This window comes from Arthrobacter sp. StoSoilB19, from assembly GCF_019977275.1.
In the GTDB taxonomy this organism is placed as follows: domain Bacteria; phylum Actinomycetota; class Actinomycetes; order Actinomycetales; family Micrococcaceae; genus Arthrobacter.
Genome location: NZ_AP024650.1, coordinates 3,345,439 through 3,370,971, shown reverse-complemented (window position 1 = coordinate 3,370,971; position 25,533 = coordinate 3,345,439). Strand labels below are relative to the sequence as shown.

Genomic DNA, 25,533 nt, shown 5'->3' with positions numbered 1-25,533 from the left:
GCAAGGCGCGTACAAGACCTGAATCTGAGGAATCATCATGAGCACAACAACCGCGCCCCCGGAGGCCTCTCCGGGCCTGGACCTGGCGGACTACCTGAACGTCCTGAGGGTGTACTGGAAGGCCATTGTCGCCTTCACCCTGCTGGCCACCGTGGCAGCTGCCGGATGGACCATCCTGCAGCCAAAGATCTACTCCTCTGATTCCAGCGGCATAGTGGTCACCCCTGGCTCGGACAACGTGAGCCTGGCACTGGCCGGCGACAGCCTGGCTAAGGCCAAGGTCAAGAATTACGAATCCGTGGCAAAATCGCGGCTCGTCGCGGACCGGGTCATCCAGGCCCTGGACCTGAAAACAACTGCCGACGCCCTCCTTGGCAGCATCAGTGTCAAGGTACCGCTGGATACGGCCGAGATCAGGGTCACCGCACAGTCCACGGATCCCGCAACTGCGCAGCGGGTGGCGGATGCCTGGGTCAACGGCCTCGCCGCCCAAGTGGAGGCCATTGAGACGGCACCCTCCGCCGACGCAGCCGGGTCGTCCCCCAGTGCAGAGACGGCTGTCCGCGTACTCCCGCTGGGCAAAGCCGTGTTCCCCACCAGCCCCACGTCACCCAACACCAAGCTCAACCTGGCCCTCGGTGCCCTCGTCGGGCTGGCCCTTGGTGTGGCTTACGCGCTGATACGCCGGCACCTGGACCGGCGCATCCAGAAGGCTGCGGACATTGAACGGCTGTTCGGCGTTCCTGTGATTGGCACGCTCCCTGTGGACCACCGCTTGGATGGGAAGAGCACCATCGTAGACGCCGGCACCGCCGCGCAGCTCCATGACGCCGGCGGCGCCATGGCAGAGGCTCTCCGCGAACTGCGGACCAACCTCAGTTTCCTGGACGTCGACCAGCCCCCACGGATCATCGTGGTCACCAGCTCTCTTCAGGCGGAGGGCAAGTCCACGGTGACGGCCAACCTGGCGGTCACCATGGCGGCAGCAGGTGAAAACGTCGTGGTGGTCGACGGCGACCTCCGCCGGCCCACGCTGGTGGACGTCTTCAACCTGGTTCCGGGAGTAGGGGTCACCGATGTGCTCACGGGCACCGCCCAGCTCGCCGATGTCCTCCAGCCCTGGGGTGCGCTGCCCAACCTCTCAGTCCTGGGATCAGGCCGCATCCCGCCGAATCCCAGCGAGCTGCTGGGCTCCCGGGCCATGAAGAACATGCTCAATACCCTGGCCAAGGATGCCGTCGTCCTTATCGACGCGCCGCCGCTTCTTCCCGTGACGGACGCAGCTGTCCTCTCGCGCGCCGCCGATGGCGCCATCCTGGTGATTAGGACTGGGCGGACCACCCAGGAGCAGCTGGACCAATCCCTGGGGAACCTTCAAAAGGTCAAGGGGCGCGTCCTGGGAGCCGTTCTCAACTACGTTCCCATCAAGGGAAGGGACGCCTACTCCTACTACGGAACATATTCATCGGCACCAGCTCCGTCCTTTGCGGAATCTGAGCCCGTCGACGACTGTCAGAACGCAGATACCTTCGATGTACTGGAAGCCGTCCACGGCGGCCGCAGAGCCAGGATCTAGGCATCCCATGACGTTCCCTGGCCAGGAAACCCAACTCAGGATCCCGGAGGGCGTACTCCTCGGCCATGCCCTGGTGTCGCGTGTGGCGGACAGCCTGGGAATACGGGTCTTCTTTATTAAGGGACCAGCCAGCGTCATCCAGGGCCTGCGTCAAGCCAAAGTATCGGCCGACGTGGACGTCTTTGTTGCACCCTCCGACCTCCACCCTCTAATGCAAGCCCTGCAGAGCCGAGGCTGGCGGGAGCGCCCGTCGGATCCAGATAACATCACCTTTCCTAAGCACTCGGTGACCCTGGATCACCCAGAGTGGCCGTGCTGCATCGACGTCCATTTCCGCTTTCCAGGAATGGAAGAACCATCTGGCAGCTGCTTCGAGACCCTGTGGGCGAACACCACCCACGTGCAGCTCGCAGGACAACGGCTGAAAGTCCCCACGAAGGTTCTTGGGACCTTGTTTCTGGCACTGCACGCCTTGCGGTCACCCGAGCTGCCGGCCTGTCGGCAGGAGCTGCAGTACCTGGCCGGCGTCGCGCGGCAGGGATCCCAGTCGGAGGCGCTCTTGGAGCTCGCTACGGCCACGGGCGCCCTGGCCGCCGTCCGGCCTTTCCTTGAAGCTCTTCTTCCCGAATCAGTAGTCCCTGCTTGGCCGGAACCCTCCCAAGAGTGGCGCAACCGCGTCACGGCGCAGGCGCCCGGGAGCGCCCGGATCATTGCCATTGTCCAGGCTTCGTGGAGGGACAAGCCAAAAATGCTGTGGCGCGCGGTCTTTCCGCGTACCGAAGTTTTCCTGACGGGAAACATCTATGCTGACCTGTCGGTACTGGGTCGGTTGAATCAGCATCGGGGCAGGTGGGTCCGGTTCTTTCGCGATATCCCAAGCCTCCTCCGTGACCTTCGTCATCTCCCATGACGTCACCGCGGGTGGGTGCAGGGTGGAGCAAATAGCCCTGCTTGGCTGCTGTCTGGGCCTTCCTATTTCCGCATCCGATTGCCGATTAACACACCAAATTTGTTAAGGTTCAGCTATGACTAAGGGGAAAGCAATAACCAAAGCCGTCATTCCTGCTGCCGGATTGGGGACACGCTTCCTGCCCGCCACCAAGGCAATGCCGAAGGAAATGCTGCCGGTGGTTGACCGCCCGGCGATCCAGTATGTGGTGGAGGAAGCCATTGACGCAGGCCTCACAGACCTGCTGATGATCACGGGCCGCAACAAGCGCGCCCTGGAGGACCACTTCGACCGCGAGCCCGGCTTGGAGGCTGCCCTTGAGGCCAAGGGGGACAAGGACAAGCTGGGTCTGGTGGAGTACGCCTCCAACCTGGGCCCCATCCACTACGTCCGCCAGGGTGAAGCCAAGGGCCTGGGCCACGCCGTGCTGTGCGCCCAGCAGCACGTGGGCGACGAACCGTTCGCCGTCCTGTTGGGTGACGACCTCATCGACGAGGCAGAGACCCTGCTGAGCACCATGATGGAGGTGCAGCAGAAGACGGGCGGTTCAGTAATCGCGCTGATCGAGGTTGATCCGTCGCAGATCAGCGCTTACGGCTGCGCAGACATCACCGCCGTGGACGGCGAAGACTACGTCCGCGTTAACAGCCTGGTGGAGAAGCCCGCCGTCGGCGAGGCTCCATCCAACCTGGCAGTGATCGGCCGCTACGTGCTGCACCACTCCGTCTTCGGCGTCCTGGAGAACACGGAGCCGGGCCGCGGCAACGAGATCCAGCTGACGGACGCCCTGCAGACCCTGGCTGCCGGCGAAGGCGACGGCTCCGGCGTTTACGGCGTGGTCTTCAAGGGCCGCCGTTATGATACCGGCGATAAGCTGAGCTACCTCAAGGCGGTCATCACCCTCGCGTCTGAGCGCGTGGAGTTCGGTGAGGACCTGAAGACCTGGATGAAGAACTTCGTCGGCTAGCCCCGACCCTCTATTGCTTCTTGGAGGCCCGTTGCCGGAAGGCTACGGGCCTCTTCTGCGTTTGGGCAGCCAAGGCTGCCAGAAGGCATCCTATGAGGGCTCCTGACGTGTTTGTCACGATGTCTGACGGGCTTGCAAAACGGTCGTGAAGAAACAGGAGCTGGCCGAGCTCGATGCAGCCGGAAACCAGCAATCCGAATGCCCCGATCTGCCACCAGCGTTTTTCTGGAGATGCCAACCGGCTCACAAAACCGACTGGCACAAATAGGGCAACATTGGCGGAGGCTTCGACAAATTTGTAATTGAACCAACCAGGGACGCCGTGGCCGTGGAGGAAATGCAGGATCGCGGTGAGTTGTCCCGAAACAGGCTTATCTACCGGTGACGGCCAGAAAGCAACGAGCGCCAGCGGAATGAGCATAGCTGCCAGAACCTTGCGCCATAAGCGATAGTTGTGAAGGAACCTCAAACGGACCTCAGGAGGCTCGTAGTAGGGCGAACACTGCGGTTCCGACGGCCGCTATAGCCAGCAGCATAAGAAGCATGTAGTGCAGCACCCGGGGTTGGGGGAGCGGAATGGAAAAGTCGTACTCTCGTGGTGCTCTGTGCCAATGTCTCCCCATAGATCAAATAGATACCACACAAAGCAAAAGGTGGGTGCTTCTCCGTTTCCGGAGAAGCACCCACCTTTGTTGGTGCTGGAAAATCGTTGTTAGGCAGCAGCCTCTGCCTTGGCGCGGCGGCGGACCACCACTACCGAGGTTGCGCCGGCAGCAAGTGCGCCTGCGCCAACCAAGGTCCAGAGAACAAGGCCGGAGTCGGCACCGGTGTTGGCAAGGCCGCCGGTGTTGGCCAGCGGAGCGCCGGCGGCGTTCCCACCGGTGTTGGCCAGTGAAGCTGCCACGGTAACCGTGACGGGGCCGACGGTGACACCGGACTGGGTGCCGGTAGCGGTGATGGAGTAGGTCCCGGCTTCGCTGATTGCGATCGGGAGTGCGACAGCGCCCTGGGCGTCTGCAGTAGCGGACAGGTTCTGAGCCTCGGTGACGACGGCGATGCGGGCGGCAACCGCACGGTTACCAACGCCAGCGCCGTTGGAAGCGGGAGCCTGGCCGGGTGTAACGCGGATGATCAGCGGTTCTCCGGCACGGAAGCCCTGGCCACGGAAGACGAAGGATTCGCCCGGGCCAACGACACCGTCAGAAACGGCTGCCTGCGGCGGAAGAGCAGGGTAGGTTGCGGCCATGGCAGGAGCCGAGCCGATGAGTGCGATAGAGCCCGCAAGCGCGAGTGCAGCGAAAGTCTTCTTCATGAGTGTCCCCCCGGAGACGTTTAAGTTTTTGATACCCGATTTAGGGGAAGTGTCCCCTCTGCACGAGACCGTGTGCAGAACTACGGATAGATATCCCAAGAAAGACGTTACCATCCTCAACCAGCTGTCACCAAGCTCAATCAAGTCGGTTTACATAGTGTTAACGCGCCCGTCACTGCCCAGGGTCACAGGACTCATTTTCCGTTGGAAGGATAACGTCCTTTACAGGCTGGACGGTGGGCGTGACAACCAAGTTAGGTTCGGTATGTTGGACGATCTTTCCAAATGTGAACTCCAACGTCTTGCTTTCCCCTGGCGCGAGCTGTTGAGCAACGACGCCCACCGGTCGATTCGCGTGTAGGTAGGGAGCAAAGGGTGTCTTTTGGCCGTCGACGCTTGCTGATTCGACGTTGGCCTGCACCGGCCCGTAGGCAACGATGTTTGTTTGCACGGTACCCGGGGGCACCCCGAAAATACCGGCCCCCGTTACGTAGGTAGGCAGCGCCGTGGCTGCATCCGCGGGGGCCATATTTGTGCTGGTGATTCGGACCTTAGTTTGCCCGTAGCCGTCCACCGGGCACTCCTTGATGATCTGAACTGTGCGCCTGACGTAGTAGTCCATTTTGGCACCAGTGCCGTCGTTGAAGTAGACGCCAAACTGGGCAGGCGAAACGTTGGGGCCCGAAATAGACCCGCTCAAGGCATATTTCGAAATCACTGCCTGGTTGACGGCATCGTCAGACCAAATCAGGACTCGTCCCTCCTCGGCGCCCCGGCTGATACCGGTGATAAGGCCCTTTGCTTCTCCCTTTCCGCTGGATAGGGCAGCGAACACTTCCTTGGCAACTCCTGCGAAGTATGCATCTTGCAGTTTCGGTTGCTGAATTTTTGCGTAGACATCGGAAAGCAGTGTGCGGACCACATTGCTTCCCGTAAGTTCTGTAGGCAGACCTGCCGCTTTCACTGCTGCCAGTTCGGGGCCGTTGATTTCGACGGGTCCCGTGGACTGCAGGATGTAGCTTAAAACAACTGGATCAATCGAGACTACCCCGTTGACACGCTGGCCGGTCTTTCTTTCCCACATCGCTTGCGCGGTGGAGGCGGCGGTTGGAAAGTCGGGAGTTAGATTGACGTCCTGCATGTATTTGCCAACCCGAGTGGAATAAATCTGCTGCTGTTGAGGATCAATGGGCAGCGGCGGCGTCATTGTCCCTACGTCTACCGCGCTGTTCTGTGCACCCAAGGCGAGCTTGCCATGATCCATCGTCAGGACAGCGAGCGCCCCTGGTATGCCGCCCGAGGCTCGGGCTTCAGCGTTATTTTGAATCATGAGCAGATAGTTCTTTGGCCCGTCCTCACCCAACATACCCGGAGCCACGCTGGCTGCATCGGCTGCCGAGTCGAGCGCAACTGTCGCTTGGCTGAGTTCTTCGGCTGCCTGGCGAAGGGGGCCGGCCACCTGCGGCAATAGATCTGACGAATCAATGCCCTGAAGCCGCTCTGCGGAAGCCCGAACGCTGTAGGCCGCTGAGGCGACACTAGGGGCCGCGGTTTTAAGAGGGCCCAAATTGCTGCCCAAATTCGTGGGCACAAGCGCAGTCCAGTTAAGAGAATCGTAAATACCCACCAAAGGAGTTAAACCAAGACTTGCGACGTCGTCAGCTGATCTTGCTACCTCGGAAATCGCACTTAGGTTTGGGCCGGCCCAAGGTAGGCCGGATGCGAGAGTCCACAGCGGGTCCTCCGACTCCTTCCTGGCGGCCGAAGTGTGTTCCCGCAATTTGCTAACAGTGCTCGTTGCAGAGGCCGCATCCGAGCCCAGGATCTCTTGCTTGAGCTGGGAAATCAGGTCAGCGGACGCGTACAACTCACTCTTGATGACAGACGCCTTGAAGCCCAACCAGGCCGTTGCGCAGCTGAGAACGAGAATGGAAGCAAAGATCGGGAGCCCGACTCTTAGAAGCCTGCCCGGCCTCCTTCGATGGGTTCGTCGAGTTGTGCGGGTAGACCGACCGGGACGCTGCAATTCCTGCTGTGGAGTGGATGCAGTCATGTTTAAGGGCGGCCGAGCCCGCGGTAGGTCCAACCAGCAGCGCGCCATTTGCTGGCGTCCAGGATATTTCTGCCGTCCAAAATTTTGGGCGACGCAACAATGCTTGCTACTTCATAGGGATCCAGATCGCGATACTCCTGCCATTCGGTCAAAAGCAGAAGGGCGTCGGCTCGCTGAAGGGCTTTGCCGGTGGATGCCTCGTAGTGCAACTCGGGGAATCGTCGGGCAGCGTTTTTAAGGGCCTCAGGATCCGTCACGGTCACTACTGCGCCCTGCAGCTGCAACTGTGCAGCGATGCTTAACGCTGGTGAGTCCCTGACATCGTCGCTTTCAGGCTTGAACGCTGCCCCCAGCACGGTAATCCGCTGTCCAAGCAGCGAGCCTCCGCAGAGATCACGCGTCAGCTCTACAACGCGTGTCCGTCGTCGCATATTGATCGCGTCTACCTCCCGTAGGAAGGTCAGAGCTTGGTCCGCGCCAAGTTCGCCGGCGCGTGCCATAAAGGCCCGGATATCTTTCGGGAGGCACCCGCCCCCGAAACCAATCCCAGCGTTGAGGAACTTGCGCCCAATCCTGTCGTCCAGACCGATGGCATCGGCCAATAAGGTGACGTCTGCACCGGCAGCATCGCAAAGTTCAGCCATAGCGTTTATAAAGGAAATCTTTGTTGCCAAGAATGAATTAGCGGCAGTTTTCACCAATTCAGCAGTCGGTAGGTCAGTTACCAAACGCGGGGTGCCAGCTTCGAGTGGGACCGTGTAGACGTGATCAAGCACCCGAACGGCATCGTGTTCCTCCGAGCCGTCGGCAACGCCGTAGACGAGTCTGTCAGGGCGCAAGGTATCCGAGACTGCATGGCCTTCGCGAAGGAACTCGGGGTTCCACATCAAGTGAGCTTCCGGCTCGGCTTCCTTGATCATCGTGGAGAGTCGTGCGGCCGTTCCAACCGGCACTGTCGACTTACCCACTACCAGGTCACCAGGAGAAAGGTGGGGGATGAGCCCCGTTATAGCGGCATCAACGTAGGTTAAGTCAGCAGCATTCTCTCCCTGCTTTTGGGGAGTTCCCACACAGATAAAGTGCACTGTGCTGCCCAGGGCTTCGGCCATGTCGGTTGAGAAGGAGAGTCTTTCCGTTTCCTGGACTTCCCTCAGCAAATCTTCCAGACCGGGCTCAAAGAAGGGTGCACGAGCAGCAGACAAATCGGAAATCTTACGTTCGTCAATGTCAATACCCACCACCTCGTGTCCCAATTTGGCCATGCACGCAGCGTGTACGGCACCCAGGTAGCCACAGCCGATAACCGATATTCGCATTGTGTGTCCTTCCCCAAAGCGGTTTCTCAACCACCAGAGAATCAGTAGGCTCCGGCGCTCTGGAAAACAGCGCGGAAGGTCTTCATGAGGATAAGTAGGTCCCCGGCCATTGACCAGTTTTCTACATAGTAGAGATCAAGTCGTACGGAGTCCTGCCAGGATAGATTAGAACGGCCGCTCACCTGCCACAGTCCAGTCAGGCCAGGTTTAACAAGCAGTCTTCGTCTAACATCCTGCTCGTAGGCTTCTACTTCAGAAGGAAGAGGCGGGCGAGGACCAACGAGACTCATCGATCCCATAAGGACATTAACGAGTTGAGGCAACTCGTCAAGGCTAAACTTGCGGAGGAATCGACCGATAGAGGTGACACGTGGGTCATCTTTCATTTTGAAGAGCAACCCACTCCCGTCGCTTCTTTCTTTTAGCGTCTCAAGTTGAGCTTCCGCGTCCAACACCATGGACCGGAATTTCAGCATTTGGAATGGAGCCCCTTCTATCCCAACGCGGTCTTGTTTGAACAATACGGGTCCGCCATCGTTTAGCTTGACCAAGATCGAAATGATAGCCATAACGGGTGAGCTAAGAACGAGCAGGAAGGACGCGACGACTAAGTCAAAGAGACGCTTTGCTACTCTCTGACCGCCCTCCAGAGTGGGGGTGGTGACGTGGATGAGGGGTAGACCCGCAACCTGTTGGGTATGAATCCGCGGCCCAGCAATGTCGGTAAGCGCAGGTGCCATGATCAGTCCGATGTTCCGCGAAGCCAATTCCCAACCGAGGTGTCGAAGTGTTTGCGGGTGCAGTTGCACACCTGCGGAGACAGCCACGGCGTCCGCGCTGCATGCCTGAATTGCCTGGACTATGGACTTAGCATCAGGTGAATTTCCAACTATTGGAAGTCCGGACTCCGGCTCAATCGACGGGAAGTCGGGAGTGTTCGGCGTATAGACCGCAACGGGCAGGTACCCAGCGTGCTTCGCAGTTCGGAGGGAACGAGCCAGGTGTGCCACCGCACTGGGGCCGCCGAGCAACAACAATCGTGACATGCTCTGTCCCATCTGCCGGTTCACATGCAGATGTTGCCGGATCAACCAGCGTGCAAGAAGTAGTCCGAACAAACCCGCGGGCAAAGCTACCCCCACATAGCCGCGGGCAGTGTCGAGTCGCAGCACGTACGACACGATGGCGACTAGGCCAAACAACCATAAGGACGCAGCGGCGACCCTCTTGTACTCGTCAGGGCCAGCGCCAAGGATACGGCTTTGTCTGCTGTTCCAAGCACCCAGCATGATCCACCAGGCCACAACGAGTGCAATGGAAAGCCAGATGTAAATTGCATCCTGGCCTTCGACAACGAAGTCTGAGGCCCAACCGAAGCGGATGACGTAAGCGCCAGCAACTGCCCAGATGATTACGAAGGCGTCGATAACCCGTAGCTGGCGACTACATTTGGCTCGCCAGTCGCGCACCTCTTTCACGAAAAGTTCCCCCAGGGTTTAAACGTTCGATGACGGACCAGCTGGCAGTACTAGCTGCGAATGCTCTCGGTATGCGTGCGGTACCACTCCACGGTGGAACGAATACCGTCCTCCAGGCTGATTGAGGACTTCCACCCGGCCTCCGCGAGTTTCGAGACGTCGAGGAGCTTTCGTGGCGTCCCGTCAGGCTTGGTCACGTCCCACTCAATATGACCTGTGTAGCCGACTGCCGATGCGACGATTGTCGCCAGTTCCTTGATCGTGACGTCTGAGCCTGTTCCGACGTTCACTTGGGACGGGCCGTCATAATTTTCGAGGAGATGAAGACAGGCGTCTGCCATGTCGTCCACATGCAGAAACTCTCGCATGGGGGAACCAGTACCCCAGTTCGTGACAGACGTCTGGCCAGATTTCGCGGCATGATCGTAACGCCTGATGAGCGCGGGCAAGACATGAGAGCCCTGCGGCGAAAAATTGTCTCCTGGCCCGTAAAGGTTGGTCGGCATCGCAGAAATCCATGGCAAGCCATACTGGCGGCGAACGGCTTGAACCTGCATGATGCCGGCGATTTTAGCTATGGCGTAAGCGTCGTTCGTCGGCTCCAAGTGACCAGTAAGAAGCGAATCTTCCCTAATTGGCTGAGCAGCAAACTTTGGGTAGATGCATGAGGAACCAAGGAAGAGGAGACGCTCTACTCCGAATTGACGCGCTGCATCAAGAACGTTTACCTGGATGCGGAGATTGTCGCTCAAGAAATCTACCGGATAGGTGTTATTGGCCAGAATGCCGCCTACCTTTGCTGCTGCTAGGATCACGTATCGCGGCTTCGATTGCTCGAAGAACTCGAACACAGCTTCCCGGTCCTTGAGGTCTAACTCGGAGGAAGTGCGGCCGATCAGGTTTGTAAATCCTTCATCATCCAACTTCCGCCAGATAGCCGAACCGACAAGTCCCCGGTGGCCGGCGACATAAAACGGAGCAACTCTGTCGAGCTTGGCGGGCTCGAACTTGAGGTCTTCAGACACTAGTTCTTCCAACTTTCCAGAGTGACTCTGTCGATCCAGTTGTTACCAGCGTGCTTCAGAGCTTCAATGTCGGCATCCACCATGATCCGAGCTAGCTCTGGCGTGTGGACAGACGCCTTCCAACCAAGCTTGTCTTGAGCCTTTGATGCGTCGCCGACGAGGGCATCCACTTCCGTAGGGCGTAGATAGCGCTCGTCGAATCGGACGTGGTCTTCCCAGTTGAGGCCGGCGTGCTCGAATGCAATTTGAAGAAAGTCACGCACGGTGTAGTTACCGCCCGTAGCCAAGACGAAGTCGTCCGGTTCGTCGGCCTGGAGCATGCGCCACATGCCTTCGACGTATTCGGCGGCGTAGCCCCAGTCTCGAACAGCGTCGAGATTGCCCATATACAAAAGATCCTGCTTCCCGGCCTTGATGGCAGCAACAGCACGGGTAATCTTTCGTGTCACGAATGTTTCCCCTCGACGAGGAGACTCGTGGTTGAACAGGATGCCGTTCACTGCGAACATACCGTATGCCTCGCGGTAGTTCTTGGTGATCCAGTAGCTATAAACCTTTGCCGCCCCATAGGGGGACCGGGGATAGAAAGGTGTTTCTTCGTTTTGCGGCGGCGGCGTGGCGCCGAACATCTCTGAAGAAGACGCTTGGTAGAACTTCGTTTCGATTCCTGACATCCTCACCGCTTCCAAGAGACGGATTGTGCCAACGCCTGTTGTATCGCCAGTGTGCTCGGGTTCATCGAACGAAACGCGGACATGCGATTGGGCCGCAAGGTTGTAGACCTCGTCGGGCTTGATGTCTGCGAGCAGCGTTACGAGTCGAGCACCATCACTCAGGTCGCCGTAATGGAGAAAAAGTTTGGCCTTCGGATCGTGAGGGTCTACGTAAAGGTGATCAACTCTCGCTGTATTGAACGTTGAAGCCCGTCGAATAAGGCCATGCACTTCGTAGCCCTTGCTAAGAAGAAGCTCAGCTAGGTAGGAGCCGTCCTGCCCCGTAATACCCGTGATTAGCGCACGTTTCATTTGTAACCCCCCATGTTGGTTGCGAAAAAAAAGCCGCCAGCCTAACGGCCGCGCGACGATGCCAGACTCTTGATGAAATCATCATAGTGCGCCACTGCAACCTTTTCGTCCAGCCTGTCACGTCGGTACCGGAGACCGTTCTCTGCGAGTCGCGCCCGGATAGACGGATCTTTGGCTAAGTTCTCAACCGCCGTCACAATGGCACGGGGTACGCCAGGGTCAACGCGAATACCTGCTCCCGAACTCTCAATTTCGTAAGCCGTAACACTGCCACGATCGGTTGCAGCCACTACAGGGACGCCGGCGTTGAAATAGGAAGTGAGCTTGCTAGGGACAGCCATATCTTTCAAACCTGGCAGCTCATTGACTAGAAGGACATCTGCCGCAGCAAGGGCCGACTGGAACTCTTCGTTAGGAAGCGAGTCTTCAAATGTGATGGTGCTTACTCCGCAAGCTAGAGCCTGAAGCCTCTCACGCTGATTTCCATCTCCCATAAGCACAAAGCGAACGTTACTCCCATCGGATTCCGCTACGCGCGCCGCATCAACGACGTTTTCGAGCCCCTGCTTCTTACCCATGTTTCCCGCATGAAGTACGACGATCTGGTCTTCGCGCCAGCCGAGCCTTGCCCGTATGTCGGTGCCATCGAGTTCTGGCGACTGCGGCAGATGAGTCCAATTTCTGATGACTCGGATTTTCTCTGTTGGAACACCGAGCGTGTCGACCATGTGTCGCTTGAAACGCTCGTGGATAGCGGCGACTCCGTCGGTGGCCTTAAGAATGAGTGACTCCAGGAGAGTCGCAAAACGGCCCATTACTCTGCCTCCGGATGCTGTTTCCACCACGCCCCGGCTGTAGAGGTCTTGTACCCAGATAGCTACAGCAGGCCCCCTGGAAAAAACGCGGGCCCGAAGTATGGCAAGGGCGCACGAAAACAAAGCCGGGCTGACAACCAGTACAACATCCGGCTGTTGCCACTTCTCAAAAAAAAGACGCAAGCCAAAACTCAGTTCCATGTGCAAGCGTCCCAAGGCTGTGGGGCGCCGCGGTACATAGTGGCGAAGTCGCCGGATATGCACACCGTTGATTATTTCGTCGCGACTCCAGCCCCCATAGCCTGCCCTGACAGACCATTCGGGATAGTGCGGGAACCCAGTTACAACGTGCACGCTATGTCCTGCCGCGGCCAAACCCTCCGCGAGGCTTGTGGTGTATGGAGCATTGCCCGACGGTTCCGGGTGGTAGTTGAGTCCCATGATGGTAATGCGCAAATTTGATGGAGTCACGAGTGTAAGAATAGACGTGGTTACAGACAGCGGTGGTGGAGGGCAACGATGGACGAGAACCAAGACTCTTTCGATGGAACGAGAGTGATACCACTCCGGGAGGCGCCGGGGGAACGTCTTGCCTGGGATAAACCGCGTCTTTTTGTCTATGCCTGGGCGGTTGTTGAGCTGCTTGTGGTCACAAATTCCTGGCAGGTGAGTTCTGCCCTTCGTGTGGCTGCCCTGCGGGCCTTCGGGGCGGAGATCGGTGAAGGTGTGGTGTTTCGTCCACGGACGAGGGTGAAGTTTCCTTGGAAACTTCATATCGGCGACAACTCCTGGATCGGAGAGGGCGTATGGTTCCACAACCAGGACCAAGTCTTCGTCGGTTCAAATGTGGTGATATCCCAGGAAACAATGCTTACTACGGGGAGCCATCGCCACAAGACGGACATGGGCTTGGTGACGTCGCCCATCTACATCGAGGATGGGGCATGGGTAACATCCCGGTGCTTGGTGTTGGGCGGAGCAAGAGTAGGCCGTTCGGCGGTAATTCGTCCTATGAGCGTCGTGCAAGGGCAGGTTGACAGCAATAGCGTTAGCGGCGGAGGCGTCCAGTCACGTCCCCGCTTCACTTGAGTCCCACCTGTAGCGTTTTGGCCTTGCCTTGGGTTGGCCGAAAAGGGTTCTAAATGAAAGTGGAAATTTTGAAGGTCCTTCGAATTGTCACCCTAGCAAGTTCAACGGGTAAGTACGGTGGCCCTTACGACACGGCATCCAGCCAGTCGCGCCTAATCGCAGGTCAAGATGACATGGAAGTAACGCTCCTTGCCGGCCATCTTCCCGGTGACGCGCCCCCGCAAACATCACCCCTCTATCAGATGATTGCCAAGCCTGTCCGACGAATAATAAAGGCAAGCGGCTTCACAACCTGCATATCCCTTGCCATTCTGGTCGAGACTTTTCGCCAAGTGCGAAAAGCCGATGTGGTTCACATTAGCTTCGCGCGTGAGCTCATCCCGCTCACCTCGGCTCTCTTCACAATTGCCCTGCGGAAGCCGCTGGTTATCCAACCGCACGGGATGCTGACCTCACGCACGAGTCGCCTCCATAGATTGGTCGATGTTTTTGCGCGTCCTGTATTCAAAAGAGCAGATACAGTTATTGCCCTCACCGACGTGGAGAAAGATCAACTCCAAGCATGGGCCGGAAACACAACTCCTCCTTTGATTAAAGTCTGTGGCAATCCTTTACCTTACGAAAGCAATGAAGAGCGCGCTCTTGGCAGCAGAAATGCCGTATTTATTGCACGCTTGGAGTCGCGAAAGCGAGTTTGTGACTTTGTTGAAGCCGGCAGAATCGCCTATGCCAATGGTTGGGATGAGCTGTACGAGATAATAGGGCCAGATCAGGGGGACGGGCCGGTGGCTGAGCTGGGGATGCGGACCATACCAAACGTCACATATGCTGGCTCGGTTCCCGCCCAAAAAATTGACAAGATACTAGCCAACGCCGCGGTTTTTGTCCTGACCTCCGAGAACGAGCCCTGGGGAAATGTTTTGGTATCTGCCTTAGTAAAGGGAGTTCCAGTAGTTGTTACGCGTTCAGCCGCTCTGGCCTCAGAAATCGAAGATAACTGCTTGGGGATAGTTGTTCAGGACCAGCGACCGGAGGAAGTCGCCATGGCAGTCCACAAAATTCTGTCGAGCGAGTGGCGCCAGAGTGAAGAGGAAGACTTGGCGCGAAGGTTTGTAAGCGCCAGGTTCAAGCAATCGAGCATTCAAATGCGCCTGTCCACGATATACAAGGAAGTCCGACAAGCAGAGTGAGTTTGGTGTGACGGAAGTGCCAATGGCTCCTCCGTCATGTTCCGTATTCACTGGACATTGTCCTACTTGCCGTTATGAACCCGGCTTCGAATTGAAGATACCTTTTCCCTCTGCTCCAATTCAAGGAGTCAGACGCCTGTTCCGGGCCGGTACAAACACATCCTGAGCTGGTAGCCAAACGTTACTCTGATCAATGTACGGATGGCCCAGGAGCGAGGGAATCACCTTCAGGGGTGCTGGTGAGATACTTTCCTTTCATCCGCCCAGCTGTTATGCGTGCTGCGTTTATCAAAGCGATACCCTGACCGAATACGTTGTCGATTGCTCCTAGACGGCTACTCAAATTGAACCGGTCGCTTCTAACTTGACTTTGAAGGGAAGCAGTAAGACGAGGTGGTACCTGCGATATGCCACCACCAAGATAATCAATCAGTACGGTGTCAATGACTTCTGGCCGGGACAGCAGGCCAAACCGAAGGACGACGTCAAAGTCACCTGCCGTTCCAAAGTCAAGCGAGTGCAAGCCGGAGTCGATAAGGGTGGATCGTCTGAACCAGGTCGCTTGATGGCAGTGCGGCTGAATCCCATATGCGTGCCGCCACCACTTGTGTGGAAGGCTCGGAATGCGGCGTGCGGAACCATTCTCCCGGCCACCTAAATTGCGAGCACCAGCAACCAGCCAAGGTGTCCCGTTGCTGTCTGCCACCAAAAGGCCTTGGAGGATGCGGTCAAGTGCGGTGGGCGATGCGAAAGAGTCGCCGGCATTGAGGAAGTGAAGCCACTCACCGGTTGCGAGCAGGGCGCCCTTATTCATCGCGTCATAGATTCCATTATCAGGTTCAGAGACCACCCTTGTGATAGCAGGAGAGGATCTCAGCAGCTGAACAGTGTCGTCAGAAGAGTTCCCGTCTACCGCGATGACTTCTACTCTTTCTTGAGAGTTCCGCACCTGCTCTTCGAGCGATGAAAGGGTGCGCGGGAGGAACTTCCCGGCATTATAGGTGACGATGATAATTGAAAGGAAAGTTCTACTGTCATTGGTCAATTTCATTGAGTAACCGCTCCCAATCGTCAGAACAGGCCTTATGAAGTTTTGCTGCATGCGGAGTAAATGTTTCCCAAGCGCTTTCGAAAAAACTATTTAGCTTTCTCCCTAGCTGTGTGGACCCCGCGGCCATACTGCGTGAATTGAGTATGTGACTAACACCGGGAGATTCATACGCTAGGACGGGTAAATCAAGACTGAGAGCCAAATGAACTGAGCCGCTTTCTGTTACAGACCGATACGGGGCAATCATCAAATTGCATTCTTGTAATCCAGAAACTAGTTCAGCATCAGTTGGACCGTTCTCAGATCCGATGTACTCGCACACAACGTGACTATCAGTGAGTGACTTCTCAATTGCCTGGGGGAGTCTATCTGGGCCCAGAACGCGGAGTCGCCAAGGCCGTGATACGCCTTCAGCGATTGCAATGAAGTCGCCCGCGCCCTTGTCAGGCCGTAAAGCGCCTACAAAGGCCGCAGTGGGGAGGTCCGGATCGAGAGCACCTTCGATACGATGCTTCGACGTTGTCACTTGGTAAGGCGGATGCGACGCCACGCGCACTTCAGCGGTTCTACTCTGTTCCTTGCACGCGGCGGCAAGCCGAGGACTATGAACAACGCATAGCGTGGAAAGGCTGACGAGAAGGCGCTCCAGACCCCCTGCGAGCCCACGTCTTGGTCGGACTTGGGCCGGATTGTGATAGATGAAAACGGTCTTTCCCCCGATAGCCGCCCGCGCCCCAAATAAGAAACCGTCCCATGGGTCACGAGTCCAGACAACTATCAGTGGCTTCCGTAGAGGCGCGGCCAAAATTACACGTAAAGGCGCATAGAGCCTGTTGAAGATCAGACGGGTCGTACTTCTAGCTGAAGTTCGTGGGCCCGCCTGTAGCTCTGCACGTATAGAAACTCCCTCTATCACCTCAGTGCGGTTTGCTGTGCACCAAAGTTCTACTGCGCGGCCCGTGGAGGAGATAATCGCTGCCAGTTCGACGCCATAGGGATTGATCCAGTTTGGATCGTATATGAAGATCTTGTGCATTTTACTATTCCTAAGCGGGAACTAATTGTCGATCATTCTGCATAAATAGCCGGGCCTTTATAATGCAGGGAACCAGTTGCGCGATTGCTACTGCAAAAACGGAAGCCCAGACAACTCCACTGGCTCCCATGTATGGACTCAAAAGAACGGAGAGGAAAAGATTCAATATGAGCATGATTGTTGAACAGATCGCCTGAAAAGTCAGGTTGGCGGGAGATGTGAGCAGAACGGCAGATGCCTGATGAGTTGCCATGACAACCAGGAGTGAACCCATTCCAATAGCGAGGTCCACTCCGACGGCCAACTTGTCCTTGGTAATAAGACGGGCAATGGGATCAACGAGAAGTACAAAGGCTAAAGCAAGGACTGCACCGCCACCGCTCAAGGAAGCCATGGCCCTGATCCAAAGTGGTTTGGAAGCTGCGCCTGACCGGGAGAAAATCGGCCACAAGGCCACCGCAGCCATCGAGATGATGGAAAAGCATGGGACATACATTTGTGCCGCTATCGAGTACTCCGATAATTCAAACGCGGTCGAAAAGTGGGACAGAACCAAGCGATCACTTTGCATTGCAAGCGGCACGGTAATACTTATTACCATCATGGGAGCAGCCGAACTCCATAGTTTCGGTCGTCGCCGTATCCTGCGAACGAGGAGGATGTCAGCGAGACGCCAACTACACCGTTTCAGTGCGACAGCGAAACAAGTCAACGAGACCGCAAAGATACCGAGAGGGGTCGCGATGGCCAGGAGCAGCGGTGCTGTCCCTAGCTGCAGTAGAACAAAAGTCGCTGCCGTTGCGACTACGGGACCGACGACACCAATAAGGCTTGCTATGTGATTGCGTCCATCGCCAATGAGTATTCTTTGTCCAATGCCTAGGGGAATAGACAGTGCAAACGGAAGCAGAACCACAGGTATTGCCCAGAGTGATGACGCAGCGAATGCCGGCGTAAGTCCAAGTAAGGATGGCCATGCCCCAAAAAGGCTTATGGTTATGGCCGCCAAAAGTATCACTAGCGCCGATGCCGTCAGGGTGCGAAATGCCAGCGCTGCCGTCGCTAGGGCATTTGCTGATAGTTCGCGACTATCAAGTCGCTTTGCAACAGCATTGACGACGGCGGCTCCCATCCCCAAGTCGGCAAAAGGAATCAACTGGAAGAGGGTTCCAACAAGAACTATGTATGCGTAGGACTCAAGGCCCAAGTTTTCGACGATAAGGTAAGTGGTGATTACTGTGGCGACAGCCGTTATCGGTAGGGTGAGGACCCTAGCGGACGCTGATACGCTCAGCGTGCGACCAATGGAAGCCACTTCGCTGAACCTCTCTCATAGTTTGCCAAAGAGTAGTGGACCTGGCTCACCACCACCACGTTTTGCCTTTCGGGCTGGGTAAGTGATATTCAAGCTTCTTCGGTCTCTCCGAAATGAATTCAGCGGGAACTCCTCCTACTAAGGAGTATGGCGCTATTTGGCCACGGACGACCGCCCCCGCCGCAACAACAGCTCCCTCTCCGATGACAGACCCAGGCAGAATTATGGCGCGCGGTCCAATCCATACCCGATCTCCAACACTCACCGGAGCGTCAACATATCCGAAGTCCGCCGCTCTCCAGTCGTGTTGGGCAGTCCATATCATCACCTGGGTAGATAGGTTAACGTCGGCTCCCATGGACAGGCCGCCGCGGGCATCGAGAATAGCTCCGTCGCCTATAGAGGTACGGGGTCCGATGCTCAGCTTTCGTGCCGCTCTAACTTGAAACCCGTGATATATGACGGCCTCAGGGTGAATGTCTGCGCCAAAGATTCTTAGCGCTGCAACTCGCAATCCGTGGATGGGCAAAAAGGCTGCGACACGTAATACGAGCATCTCGAAAGCTGAATAACGTCTCAGCGCAATTCTCACGATCTTGTGCAACGGGCTAGCCCTCGCCTCTGCTTGTCGTGTCATCACTGGAGACAGGACTAAAGCGACTGTTGCTAAAGACCTTCGCTGGCTGGAAGTCTGACCCCGAAATAGTTCTGTCGAATACACTTTCGGTGCCCGGGCCGTGCGCTGGTGAGGCATTCCTACTAGCGCGCTTCCGACGTTTGGCTTTCGCTGTCGGCTCTTCAGAGCTGTAGTAGCTATAGGCGTAGGCGTCGGGCCCTTTAGCCGGTAGACGATTCAAGACCACGCCCAGAAGATTAGCGCCGACCAAAGACAGGGCGCTAAGGGACTTTTCCAGATCGGGGTATCTGATCTTCTGAACGCCCACTACCACTACGACGCCGCCTACATGCTGCGAAAGCACTGCTGCGTCGGTCACCGGCAAGAGAGGGGGAGCGTCGATAATAACAACGTCAAACGTGCCTTCAAGCCGTGATATGAGAAGACCCATGTCTTCGGATCCAAGTAGTTCGCTGGGATTGGGAGGTATCTGGCCCGACGTCAGGACGTAGAGGTTATCGTCTCCCCATGGCTGCAGGAGTTCGTTTAGGTCGACTGTTCCGACCAGTGCCGTCGTAAGGCCAGCCTCTCTTTCGAGACCTAAGTACTCGCTGATCATCGGCCTTCGGAGGTCGGCATCAACAAGGCAGACAGTTTGTCCTGCCTGGGCCAGTGCTATAGCGAGGTTAGTTGCCGTTGTACTTTTCCCCTCGCCAGGGAGCGAGGAGGTGACCAGGATCGTCTTCGCCCTGTCAGTCACGTTTGCGAATTGCAGGTTGGTTCTGAGTTGGCGGAAGGCCTCCGCGCGTGGGCTCTGATGCCCCGTCTGTGTCAGGAGAGGTCGTCGGGAGGCTTCCTGATCGAAGGAAATGCCCCCCAGGAGAGGTGAGGATGTCAGCCGTCTCAGATCAGCTTCTCCACGCAATCGAGTGTCAAGTCCCGTCCGAATCAGGGCCGACAACACGCCGGCTATCAAACCGGCAAGAAGCCCGAGAGCTAAGTTCAGTCGTGTATTCGGTCCAGAAGGAACTAGTGGGGCCTTTGCAGGGCTGATAACCGAGAGGCTGACAGGGGAAGATCCGCCGTTTTTCGGTTTTTCCAAGGTATCGACGGCACGAACAAGGCTATTGGCTATGGCCTCGGCCGTCGCAGCAGCTTGAACCGCGGACTCGTCTGTTACCGAGATGCTTATGAGAACGGTATTGAGGTCGCTTGTTGCCTTTACTCTTTTGGCCAGATCTTCTGGCGAAACTGAGAGGCCCAGGGCATCGATAGCCGGTTGCAGCACAACAGGCGTCGTCACAGTTCCCACGTACGACTGGACCCTAGCTTGACTAAAGGTATTACCCTGTTGCAGCTCCTGCACAGAGCCCGAACTTTGAATAGCCACGAATAGTTGAGTTTCAGCCGTATACGTCGGCTTGGCGGTGACTGAAATTATTCCCGCACATAGAAGCCCGATGAGCGCGCACGCCAAAACGAGAACCCAATTCCGACGCGCGACCCGCAAGTATTCGCCTATGTTCAATCCAGTGTCCCCCTGTTGGTCTCCAGCGGTGGGGGCCTGCTGGCACCCAACTGGAACATCCATATTCTGCGGTCGGGCTAATCCTACCTGTCGGCTTGGGTTGTACCGGTCACGGATATGACCGCGAGCTCCTCGTTGTGTTTGCAGGCCTCCGGGTCTCACTTCGCAAGATCTCTGCGTCTCAAGCCTGGAGGAGGCCCCTCGCGGCGGGTAAGACTACTGCGACTCAATCGGAGTGAGGCGTGGTGTCCAGTTGAACAAATAAGGGGCGGGTCTCGCTCCTGGAATGCTCCCAGCATCGAGTGAGGGCAATCAAAGTTCCGGAGTCACTTTTTGTAAACGTCGTGACATGGTTTGTTATCTTTGCGCACAGCAGACAGTGCATCTTGTGTTGTTTGATCCCCATGAGTTGAACTATACGTTTTGCGGGAGCAGTCGTAGATTCATGTCAAGATGGCCCTCGCTCGGTGGCGTTGCATCTTGAGATACCTCCGGCTTGGCTTGAAGCCGGAGGTATCTCTCTTGGTCTGCACATTCAGCCTTGGACCCTCGTCCCTTGGTGGGGTGGGTATCTCCTCATCGGCTGTAACAACCATGAGGGTAGGGGACGTCTCTTCGCGCGCTGTCGATGATTCGGGGACTACCCTGGAACTGGCACAGCCGCGCGTCCCGGATTCGTCGAGGTTGCCCCGGGTAGAATCTTTCACCATTACAAGACGCACGATGTGTTGCCGGAGGTACGGAGAAACAATGGCGGAATGGCTCGAAGTCGGGACGGACAACTATGTACTGGTCACTGAAGGATCCTTGCTAAATACGGGCCTGATCGTCGGCGCCGAGCGCGCCATGGTCATCGACACCGGGTGCGGTCCCCGCCAGGGGCGCGAGATCCTGGATGCGGTCCGTGAAAAAACGGACCTGCCGCTCGTGGTCGTCAACACGCACGCCCACTACGACCACTTCTTCGGCAATGCGGTTTTCGCTGAAGCTGGCGCCACGGAATTTTGGGCCCACCAGAACTGCGCCACCGAGATTGAACGGCGGGGTGACCTGCAGCGCCGGCACGTCGGGACGCTGGAACCGGAGATGTCCTCCGGTGAGGGGGACAAGGTTGAACTCGTGGTCCCTAATGCGATTGTCAAGGACCAGCCTGTCCTGGTGTACCTCGGGGGCCTGACAGCAACCCTCTTCTACCTTGGCCGCGGCCACACCGATGGTGATCTCTTGGTGGGCACGCCCACCACTCTCTACGTGGGCGACCTTGTGGAACAGGGCGCGCATCCTTCATTCGAGGACTCCTATCCCGAGGAGTGGGCCGACGTGCTGAGGCACATCTCCGCGCTGCGCCATCGTTACGAGTTCCTGATCCCGGGCCACGGAAAGCCGTGCGGCGACCAGTTCGTCAAAACCATGGCCAACACGATGACAACAGCTGTCCGCCAGGCCCGCCAATCCATCCGCGACACCCCCAACGACGCCACTAAGGCCATTCCCGTTCTGCCATACGGCCCGGAGCAGTCCCGGTGGTTCATCAAGCGGCTGCAGGAGACCCGGCTCAAGCCCCAGGAAGCCTCGTAACAATACGTCTTTCTTGAGCAAATCTTGAGGTTGGACCCGCGCGCATTTCCACGCGACTAACCCATGATCGCGGGCGCGCGGCCGGGGGAATGATGAAAGTAAAAGATAAGGCTACTTTCCTTTGTTTAGCTGGCTGTCCTCGTGGTTTTTGTGAAGGCTGTTTGCGCTGCTTGTGGTCCAAGAACATTGGTCTAGAGGCTTAAGTCCCGCTCTTCGCCGTGACTTGTGAATCCATATGCCACGTGATTAGGTTCGAGGCGATGGGGATCACTTGACCAATGGAGGCTTCTGTGGCTTTTTCGGACTACGCCCTGGCACTGACCGCTTTGCTGGGCACCCTGCTGGTTCCCTTCGCTGTCCTGTACCAGATGCTGCGGCTCAAGCGCCGCGCACTCCGGATCCCCGTCCGGCCCGCACCCAGAGGTAATCAACGCTGACCATGCCGTACGTCGACATCAACCCCCACAAAGGGCGTCCCAAGTGGGTGGGCTACACCATTCTTGCCGTCCTCCTGGTCCTCACCGTCGCGGTGGTAGCGGCCGCCCTCACGCACCACTAACTAAACAGCCTGGCTGGGTAACCCGGTCCCAGCGCCTAGACTTACTGTTCGAACTAGTGCTGCATAACAGTTTGCCGATCGTCCGGGGGGACAGACATGCCAGAACCGGCGGATCAGAATGCAGGCGCCCCAGCAGAGGATGCAGGGCAGCCGCAACTGCGCCGACGCCGCGACCTTCGTCGTGCCGACGGCTCAGTGGACGATGCCTGGACAGGAACCATGCCAGCAGTAAACCCTTCCCCTTCCAGTTCCAACGACGCCGGGACGCCAGCTTCTCGCCGCACGTCCTGGGCGGCAGCGGCTGCCGCAGCCGATGCCACCAAGCCGTCGCGGGCACCATCGCCTGCGGCGGCCCCTCCTGCGCCACCCGCGAGGCAGCCCGCCGCGGATCCAATCGCGTCTGTTCCCTCCGCGCCGCCGGTCGATGTTTCAGGTGACGCTGCCCGCAAAGCTGCCGCGCCGCCGTCGGACGCTCCCGCTTTCCGCCGCAGCCGGCCCACCGTGGCCGATGCCATCGCCGAAAGCGCCATGCCGGACTTCATCAGCTCGCCGGGACTGTTCGTCAAGGAGCAGAAGCCCCGCCCGAGGGGTGGCATCCGCGGGGCGCTGTACAACCTGACCGGAGGCGCCTGGAACCTGGGTCCCGGCCCCAAGCAACGGCAGGAGGACGAGTTGGGGCGCCGGATTTCCCGGCAGCTCCAGGGCAGCTACAACACCGCCATCCTCAGCCTCAAGGGCGGCATCGGCAAGACCTCCACCACCGTGGGCGTGGGCCTGACCTTGGCCGAATACCGCGGTGACGCCCCCTGCGCCATCGACGCCAACCCGGACTCCGGGGACCTGGTGGAGCGCGCGCTGGGCGAGGGCATCTACCAGCAGGCCAGCCCGCGGACCATTACGGACCTGCTGGAGAACATTGAATCCATTGACTCGCTGACGGCGCTTGCCCGGTACATGCACCACGCCGGCCGGCTGCACTTGATCGCAGGGGAGCAGGACCCGGAGGTCTCGGACTCCCTGACGGCCGAGGAGTACCTGCGGATCCGCAAGCTCATCTCCGGCTACTACTCGGTGGCGCTGACCGACTGCGGGACCGGCGTAACCCACAACGCGATGAGCGGCATCCTGCAGTCAGCCGACAACCTGGTGATCGCCGCCGGCTATGCGGTGTCCGGTGCCAAGCGGGCCCGCAGCACCCTGCACTGGCTGGCGAGCCACGGCTACGAGGACCTGGCCCGGAACGCCATTGTGGTGATCACGGACAAGGACGAAGTGTCCTCCCGGGTGGACAAGGACGCGATTGAGGAGCACCTGGCAGGGATCTGCCGCGAACTCATCGCTGTGCCGCACGACCGCGGCGTGGCCGACGGCGACCTTGTGACCCTCGATGTGCTGAAGCCGGAGACACGGCGGGCCTACAAGGAAATTGCCGCCGCAATTGTGGATGGGTACCGGTAACGGCAGGCGTTTATGTCACATCTCTTTATGCTCTGTCAACGTGAACGGGAACTTAACGGGTCATATTGGCCCGGGTAGAAATCGGGGCAAAATCACTTCTTTTGGGGGTAATTTTGCGCGACTGGGTTCTGGATGACGTCAAGCCGAATCGGCACTGAAAGCTTGAGAGCCTCGCGATGTTTACAGTCAGTGGGCTTGTGTTATCGGCTGGCAAGAAGATGAGCGTCGCCCGTACGATCGTGCTGGTGATGGCCGTCCTGTGGACCATCTGGGCCGCTCGGACGAGCCCCACACAAGCGTTAGGCGCGCTGGTCACTTCTGGCCGCTGTGATTGCCATCAGTTCACTCTCATGGCGGGTCATCTTTTTTTCCTTCTGGCGCGTCCTGCTTTTCTGCATTTCCGACAGGAGAGGAGTAGCCAGAGCCGCCGCAAAAACTACCTCGTGTATGTTCGAGGTGATCGGCGAGAATGCCAGATCCCAGAGGGCAACCAGGGACGCGAAGATGTACAAGACCGTCACCTGTTCCTCAGATCCAACCAGGCGGATAAGGATCGACCATGCGAAGTACGCTGCGAGTACTAGCCCGGCGATCCCGAAGCTGACCCAAAGATCGCTCGCTACTGAGTGCAGTTTTATTTGATCTCCGACCACGTATGTGTTGATGTACTGCCCGTCAAGGTTCGCCCCGGTTCCCTGCAATGCAGTCTTGGCGACGAGTACGTCTTCAGTGTTGGGAGTTACGCCAGGCCCATACCCCCAAGGTCGTTGCGCGAATAGGTCGAACGCTGCCGAGGATTCAACTCGGCCTGATGCAATCAGGGATTCACCACTCGCGAGCTGTTGCGCGGTTACCAGTTGGTTTCGAAGCCCCAAGTATCCTTCCAGGGCCAACCATATGGCTGCTTGATAGACACCCCACAAGACACCGCCTAGTCCCAGGAGAATGGCGCCAGTCTTGATGCTGCTATCGGGGGCGTTGCGCTTCCAGAGCCAGACGACAAGGACGGCAGTCAGCACTAGGAGACCGAAGTTGCTTCGGAAGTCGTTAAAAATTGACAGGCCAGCCATCAGACCGACGAACAGCACCGACAGTATGCGCGACCGGTTGTTGTAGATCAATGCGGCAAGGAAAATCGTTACGGGCCACGAAAATGAGTACTTCCACGCATTGGTGCTCCAACTACTCGGCGTGGCAGCCTGCTGCACAATCCAGCCGACACTGTATAGGAGGGCCGTTGCGCGGAGGCCGAGCTCGTTCTTTGACCACAAGAGTGTCAAGTACGTCATCAGTGCCCCTAGGAGGATAACCACGTACCCCAGCGCGGCGCCCGACTCGATACGGTGATCGGCCCGCGAGAACTCCATGAGGAATGGAGCGGACACCAAGGATGCGACTGTCAGGAGTACAGGCCACCCGATCCGGTAGGTCCTTGCGCTGCTCCAGACAACCAGGAACAAGGCGAGGGATAAAACGAGTCCTGGCGTGGCGCCACCGGCGCCGGGGATAGAGAGCGCCCGCAACGGGAGAAGGAAGACAATGGCCATGATGGGCAGCTTGAAAAGTTGTTCGCGTACGTGCGGCGCGGTTTTGTTCC

The 25,533-nt window shown here is 57.8% G+C and carries 19 protein-coding genes; 7 read left to right on the top strand and 12 right to left on the bottom strand.

Annotation, left to right across the window (positions count from 1 at the left end):
* Window positions 1-37: 37 nt before the first annotated feature.
* The 3 genes from LDO86_RS15560 (at window position 38) to galU (ending at window position 3,492) form a co-directional block, all read left to right on the top strand.
* Entirely contained in the window at window positions 38-1,576 is a 1,539-nt protein-coding gene (locus tag LDO86_RS15560) for a polysaccharide biosynthesis tyrosine autokinase (protein ID WP_224084095.1), read from the top strand.
* A 7-nt stretch (window positions 1,577-1,583) separates the two neighbouring features.
* A complete protein-coding gene (locus LDO86_RS15555) occupies window positions 1,584-2,486 on the top strand; it encodes a nucleotidyltransferase family protein (protein WP_224084094.1) in 903 nt (300 codons plus the stop codon).
* A gap of 115 nt (window positions 2,487-2,601) precedes the next feature.
* The gene (gene galU / locus LDO86_RS15550) at window positions 2,602-3,492 is read left to right on the top strand and encodes a UTP--glucose-1-phosphate uridylyltransferase GalU (protein WP_224084093.1); all 891 of its coding nucleotides are present in this window, start codon (window positions 2,602-2,604) and stop codon (window positions 3,490-3,492) included.
* A 10-nt stretch (window positions 3,493-3,502) separates the two neighbouring features.
* On the opposite strand, the gene LDO86_RS15545 is transcribed toward galU, so the two are convergent.
* The 8 genes from LDO86_RS15545 to LDO86_RS15510 form a co-directional block, all read right to left on the bottom strand.
* Window positions 3,503-3,913 carry a VanZ family protein gene (locus LDO86_RS15545; protein WP_224084092.1) on the bottom strand — a complete coding sequence of 137 codons (411 nt, stop codon included), beginning with the start codon at window positions 3,911-3,913 and terminating at the stop codon, window positions 3,503-3,505.
* 291 nt (window positions 3,914-4,204) lie between these two features.
* Window positions 4,205-4,804, bottom strand: a complete 600-nt coding sequence (locus LDO86_RS15540; protein ID WP_224084091.1) for an LPXTG cell wall anchor domain-containing protein — start codon at window positions 4,802-4,804, stop codon at window positions 4,205-4,207.
* Window positions 4,805-4,976: 172 nt separating this feature from the next.
* Entirely contained in the window at window positions 4,977-6,431 is a 1,455-nt protein-coding gene (locus LDO86_RS15535; protein WP_224084090.1) for a DUF4012 domain-containing protein, read from the bottom strand.
* 428 nt (window positions 6,432-6,859) lie between these two features.
* Window positions 6,860-8,173 (bottom strand): UDP-glucose/GDP-mannose dehydrogenase family protein, encoded by a 1,314-nt coding sequence (locus tag LDO86_RS15530; protein ID WP_224084089.1) that lies wholly within the window; start codon window positions 8,171-8,173, stop codon window positions 6,860-6,862.
* Window positions 8,174-8,214: 41 nt separating this feature from the next.
* Window positions 8,215-9,651: a sugar transferase gene (locus tag LDO86_RS15525; protein ID WP_224084088.1), complete on the bottom strand. Its 1,437-nt coding sequence runs from the start codon at window positions 9,649-9,651 to the stop codon at window positions 8,215-8,217.
* A 50-nt stretch (window positions 9,652-9,701) separates the two neighbouring features.
* Entirely contained in the window at window positions 9,702-10,676 is a 975-nt protein-coding gene (locus LDO86_RS15520; RefSeq protein ID WP_224084087.1) for a GDP-L-fucose synthase, read from the bottom strand.
* Window positions 10,676-11,701, bottom strand: coding sequence for a GDP-mannose 4,6-dehydratase (gene gmd, locus LDO86_RS15515; RefSeq protein WP_224084086.1), 1,026 nt, complete (start codon window positions 11,699-11,701; stop codon window positions 10,676-10,678). Before gmd ends, LDO86_RS15520 begins: the two co-directional genes overlap by 1 nt.
* A 41-nt stretch (window positions 11,702-11,742) precedes the next feature.
* Entirely contained in the window at window positions 11,743-12,957 is a 1,215-nt protein-coding gene (locus LDO86_RS15510; protein WP_224084490.1) for a glycosyltransferase family 4 protein, read from the bottom strand.
* A gap of 701 nt (window positions 12,958-13,658) precedes the next feature.
* Between LDO86_RS15510 and LDO86_RS15505 the strand changes: the two genes are divergently transcribed.
* Window positions 13,659-14,795, top strand: coding sequence for a glycosyltransferase (locus LDO86_RS15505; protein ID WP_224084085.1), 1,137 nt, complete (start codon window positions 13,659-13,661; stop codon window positions 14,793-14,795).
* A gap of 190 nt (window positions 14,796-14,985) precedes the next feature.
* Here LDO86_RS15505 and LDO86_RS15500 read toward each other — a convergent pair whose 3' ends face one another.
* The 3 genes from LDO86_RS15500 to LDO86_RS15485 all read right to left on the bottom strand — a co-directional run bounded on the left by LDO86_RS15500 (window position 14,986) and on the right by LDO86_RS15485 (window position 20,341).
* Window positions 14,986-15,897 carry a glycosyltransferase family 2 protein gene (locus LDO86_RS15500; RefSeq protein WP_224084084.1) on the bottom strand — a complete coding sequence of 304 codons (912 nt, stop codon included), beginning with the start codon at window positions 15,895-15,897 and terminating at the stop codon, window positions 14,986-14,988.
* Window positions 15,898-16,892: 995 nt separating this feature from the next.
* Window positions 16,893-18,089 (bottom strand): hypothetical protein, encoded by a 1,197-nt coding sequence (locus LDO86_RS15495; protein ID WP_346655920.1) that lies wholly within the window; start codon window positions 18,087-18,089, stop codon window positions 16,893-16,895.
* Window positions 18,090-18,805: 716 nt separating this feature from the next.
* Complete coding sequence (locus LDO86_RS15485) at window positions 18,806-20,341, bottom strand: polysaccharide biosynthesis tyrosine autokinase (RefSeq protein ID WP_224084082.1); 1,536 nt, start codon at window positions 20,339-20,341, stop codon at window positions 18,806-18,808.
* Window positions 20,342-21,091: 750 nt separating this feature from the next.
* Here LDO86_RS15485 and LDO86_RS15480 point away from each other — a divergent pair.
* The 3 genes from LDO86_RS15480 (at window position 21,092) to LDO86_RS15470 (ending at window position 23,936) form a co-directional block, all read left to right on the top strand.
* A complete protein-coding gene (locus LDO86_RS15480; RefSeq protein ID WP_224084081.1) occupies window positions 21,092-21,919 on the top strand; it encodes an MBL fold metallo-hydrolase in 828 nt (275 codons plus the stop codon).
* Between the two features lie 290 nt (window positions 21,920-22,209).
* A complete protein-coding gene (locus LDO86_RS15475; protein ID WP_224084080.1) occupies window positions 22,210-22,356 on the top strand; it encodes a hypothetical protein in 147 nt (48 codons plus the stop codon).
* 341 nt (window positions 22,357-22,697) lie between these two features.
* Complete coding sequence (locus LDO86_RS15470) at window positions 22,698-23,936, top strand: MinD/ParA family protein (protein WP_224084079.1); 1,239 nt, start codon at window positions 22,698-22,700, stop codon at window positions 23,934-23,936.
* A 299-nt stretch (window positions 23,937-24,235) separates the two neighbouring features.
* Here the strand turns inward: LDO86_RS15470 and LDO86_RS15465 are convergent, their stop codons facing one another.
* Window positions 24,236-25,483: a hypothetical protein gene (locus tag LDO86_RS15465; RefSeq protein ID WP_224084078.1), complete on the bottom strand. Its 1,248-nt coding sequence runs from the start codon at window positions 25,481-25,483 to the stop codon at window positions 24,236-24,238.
* Window positions 25,484-25,533 lie beyond the last annotated feature (50 nt).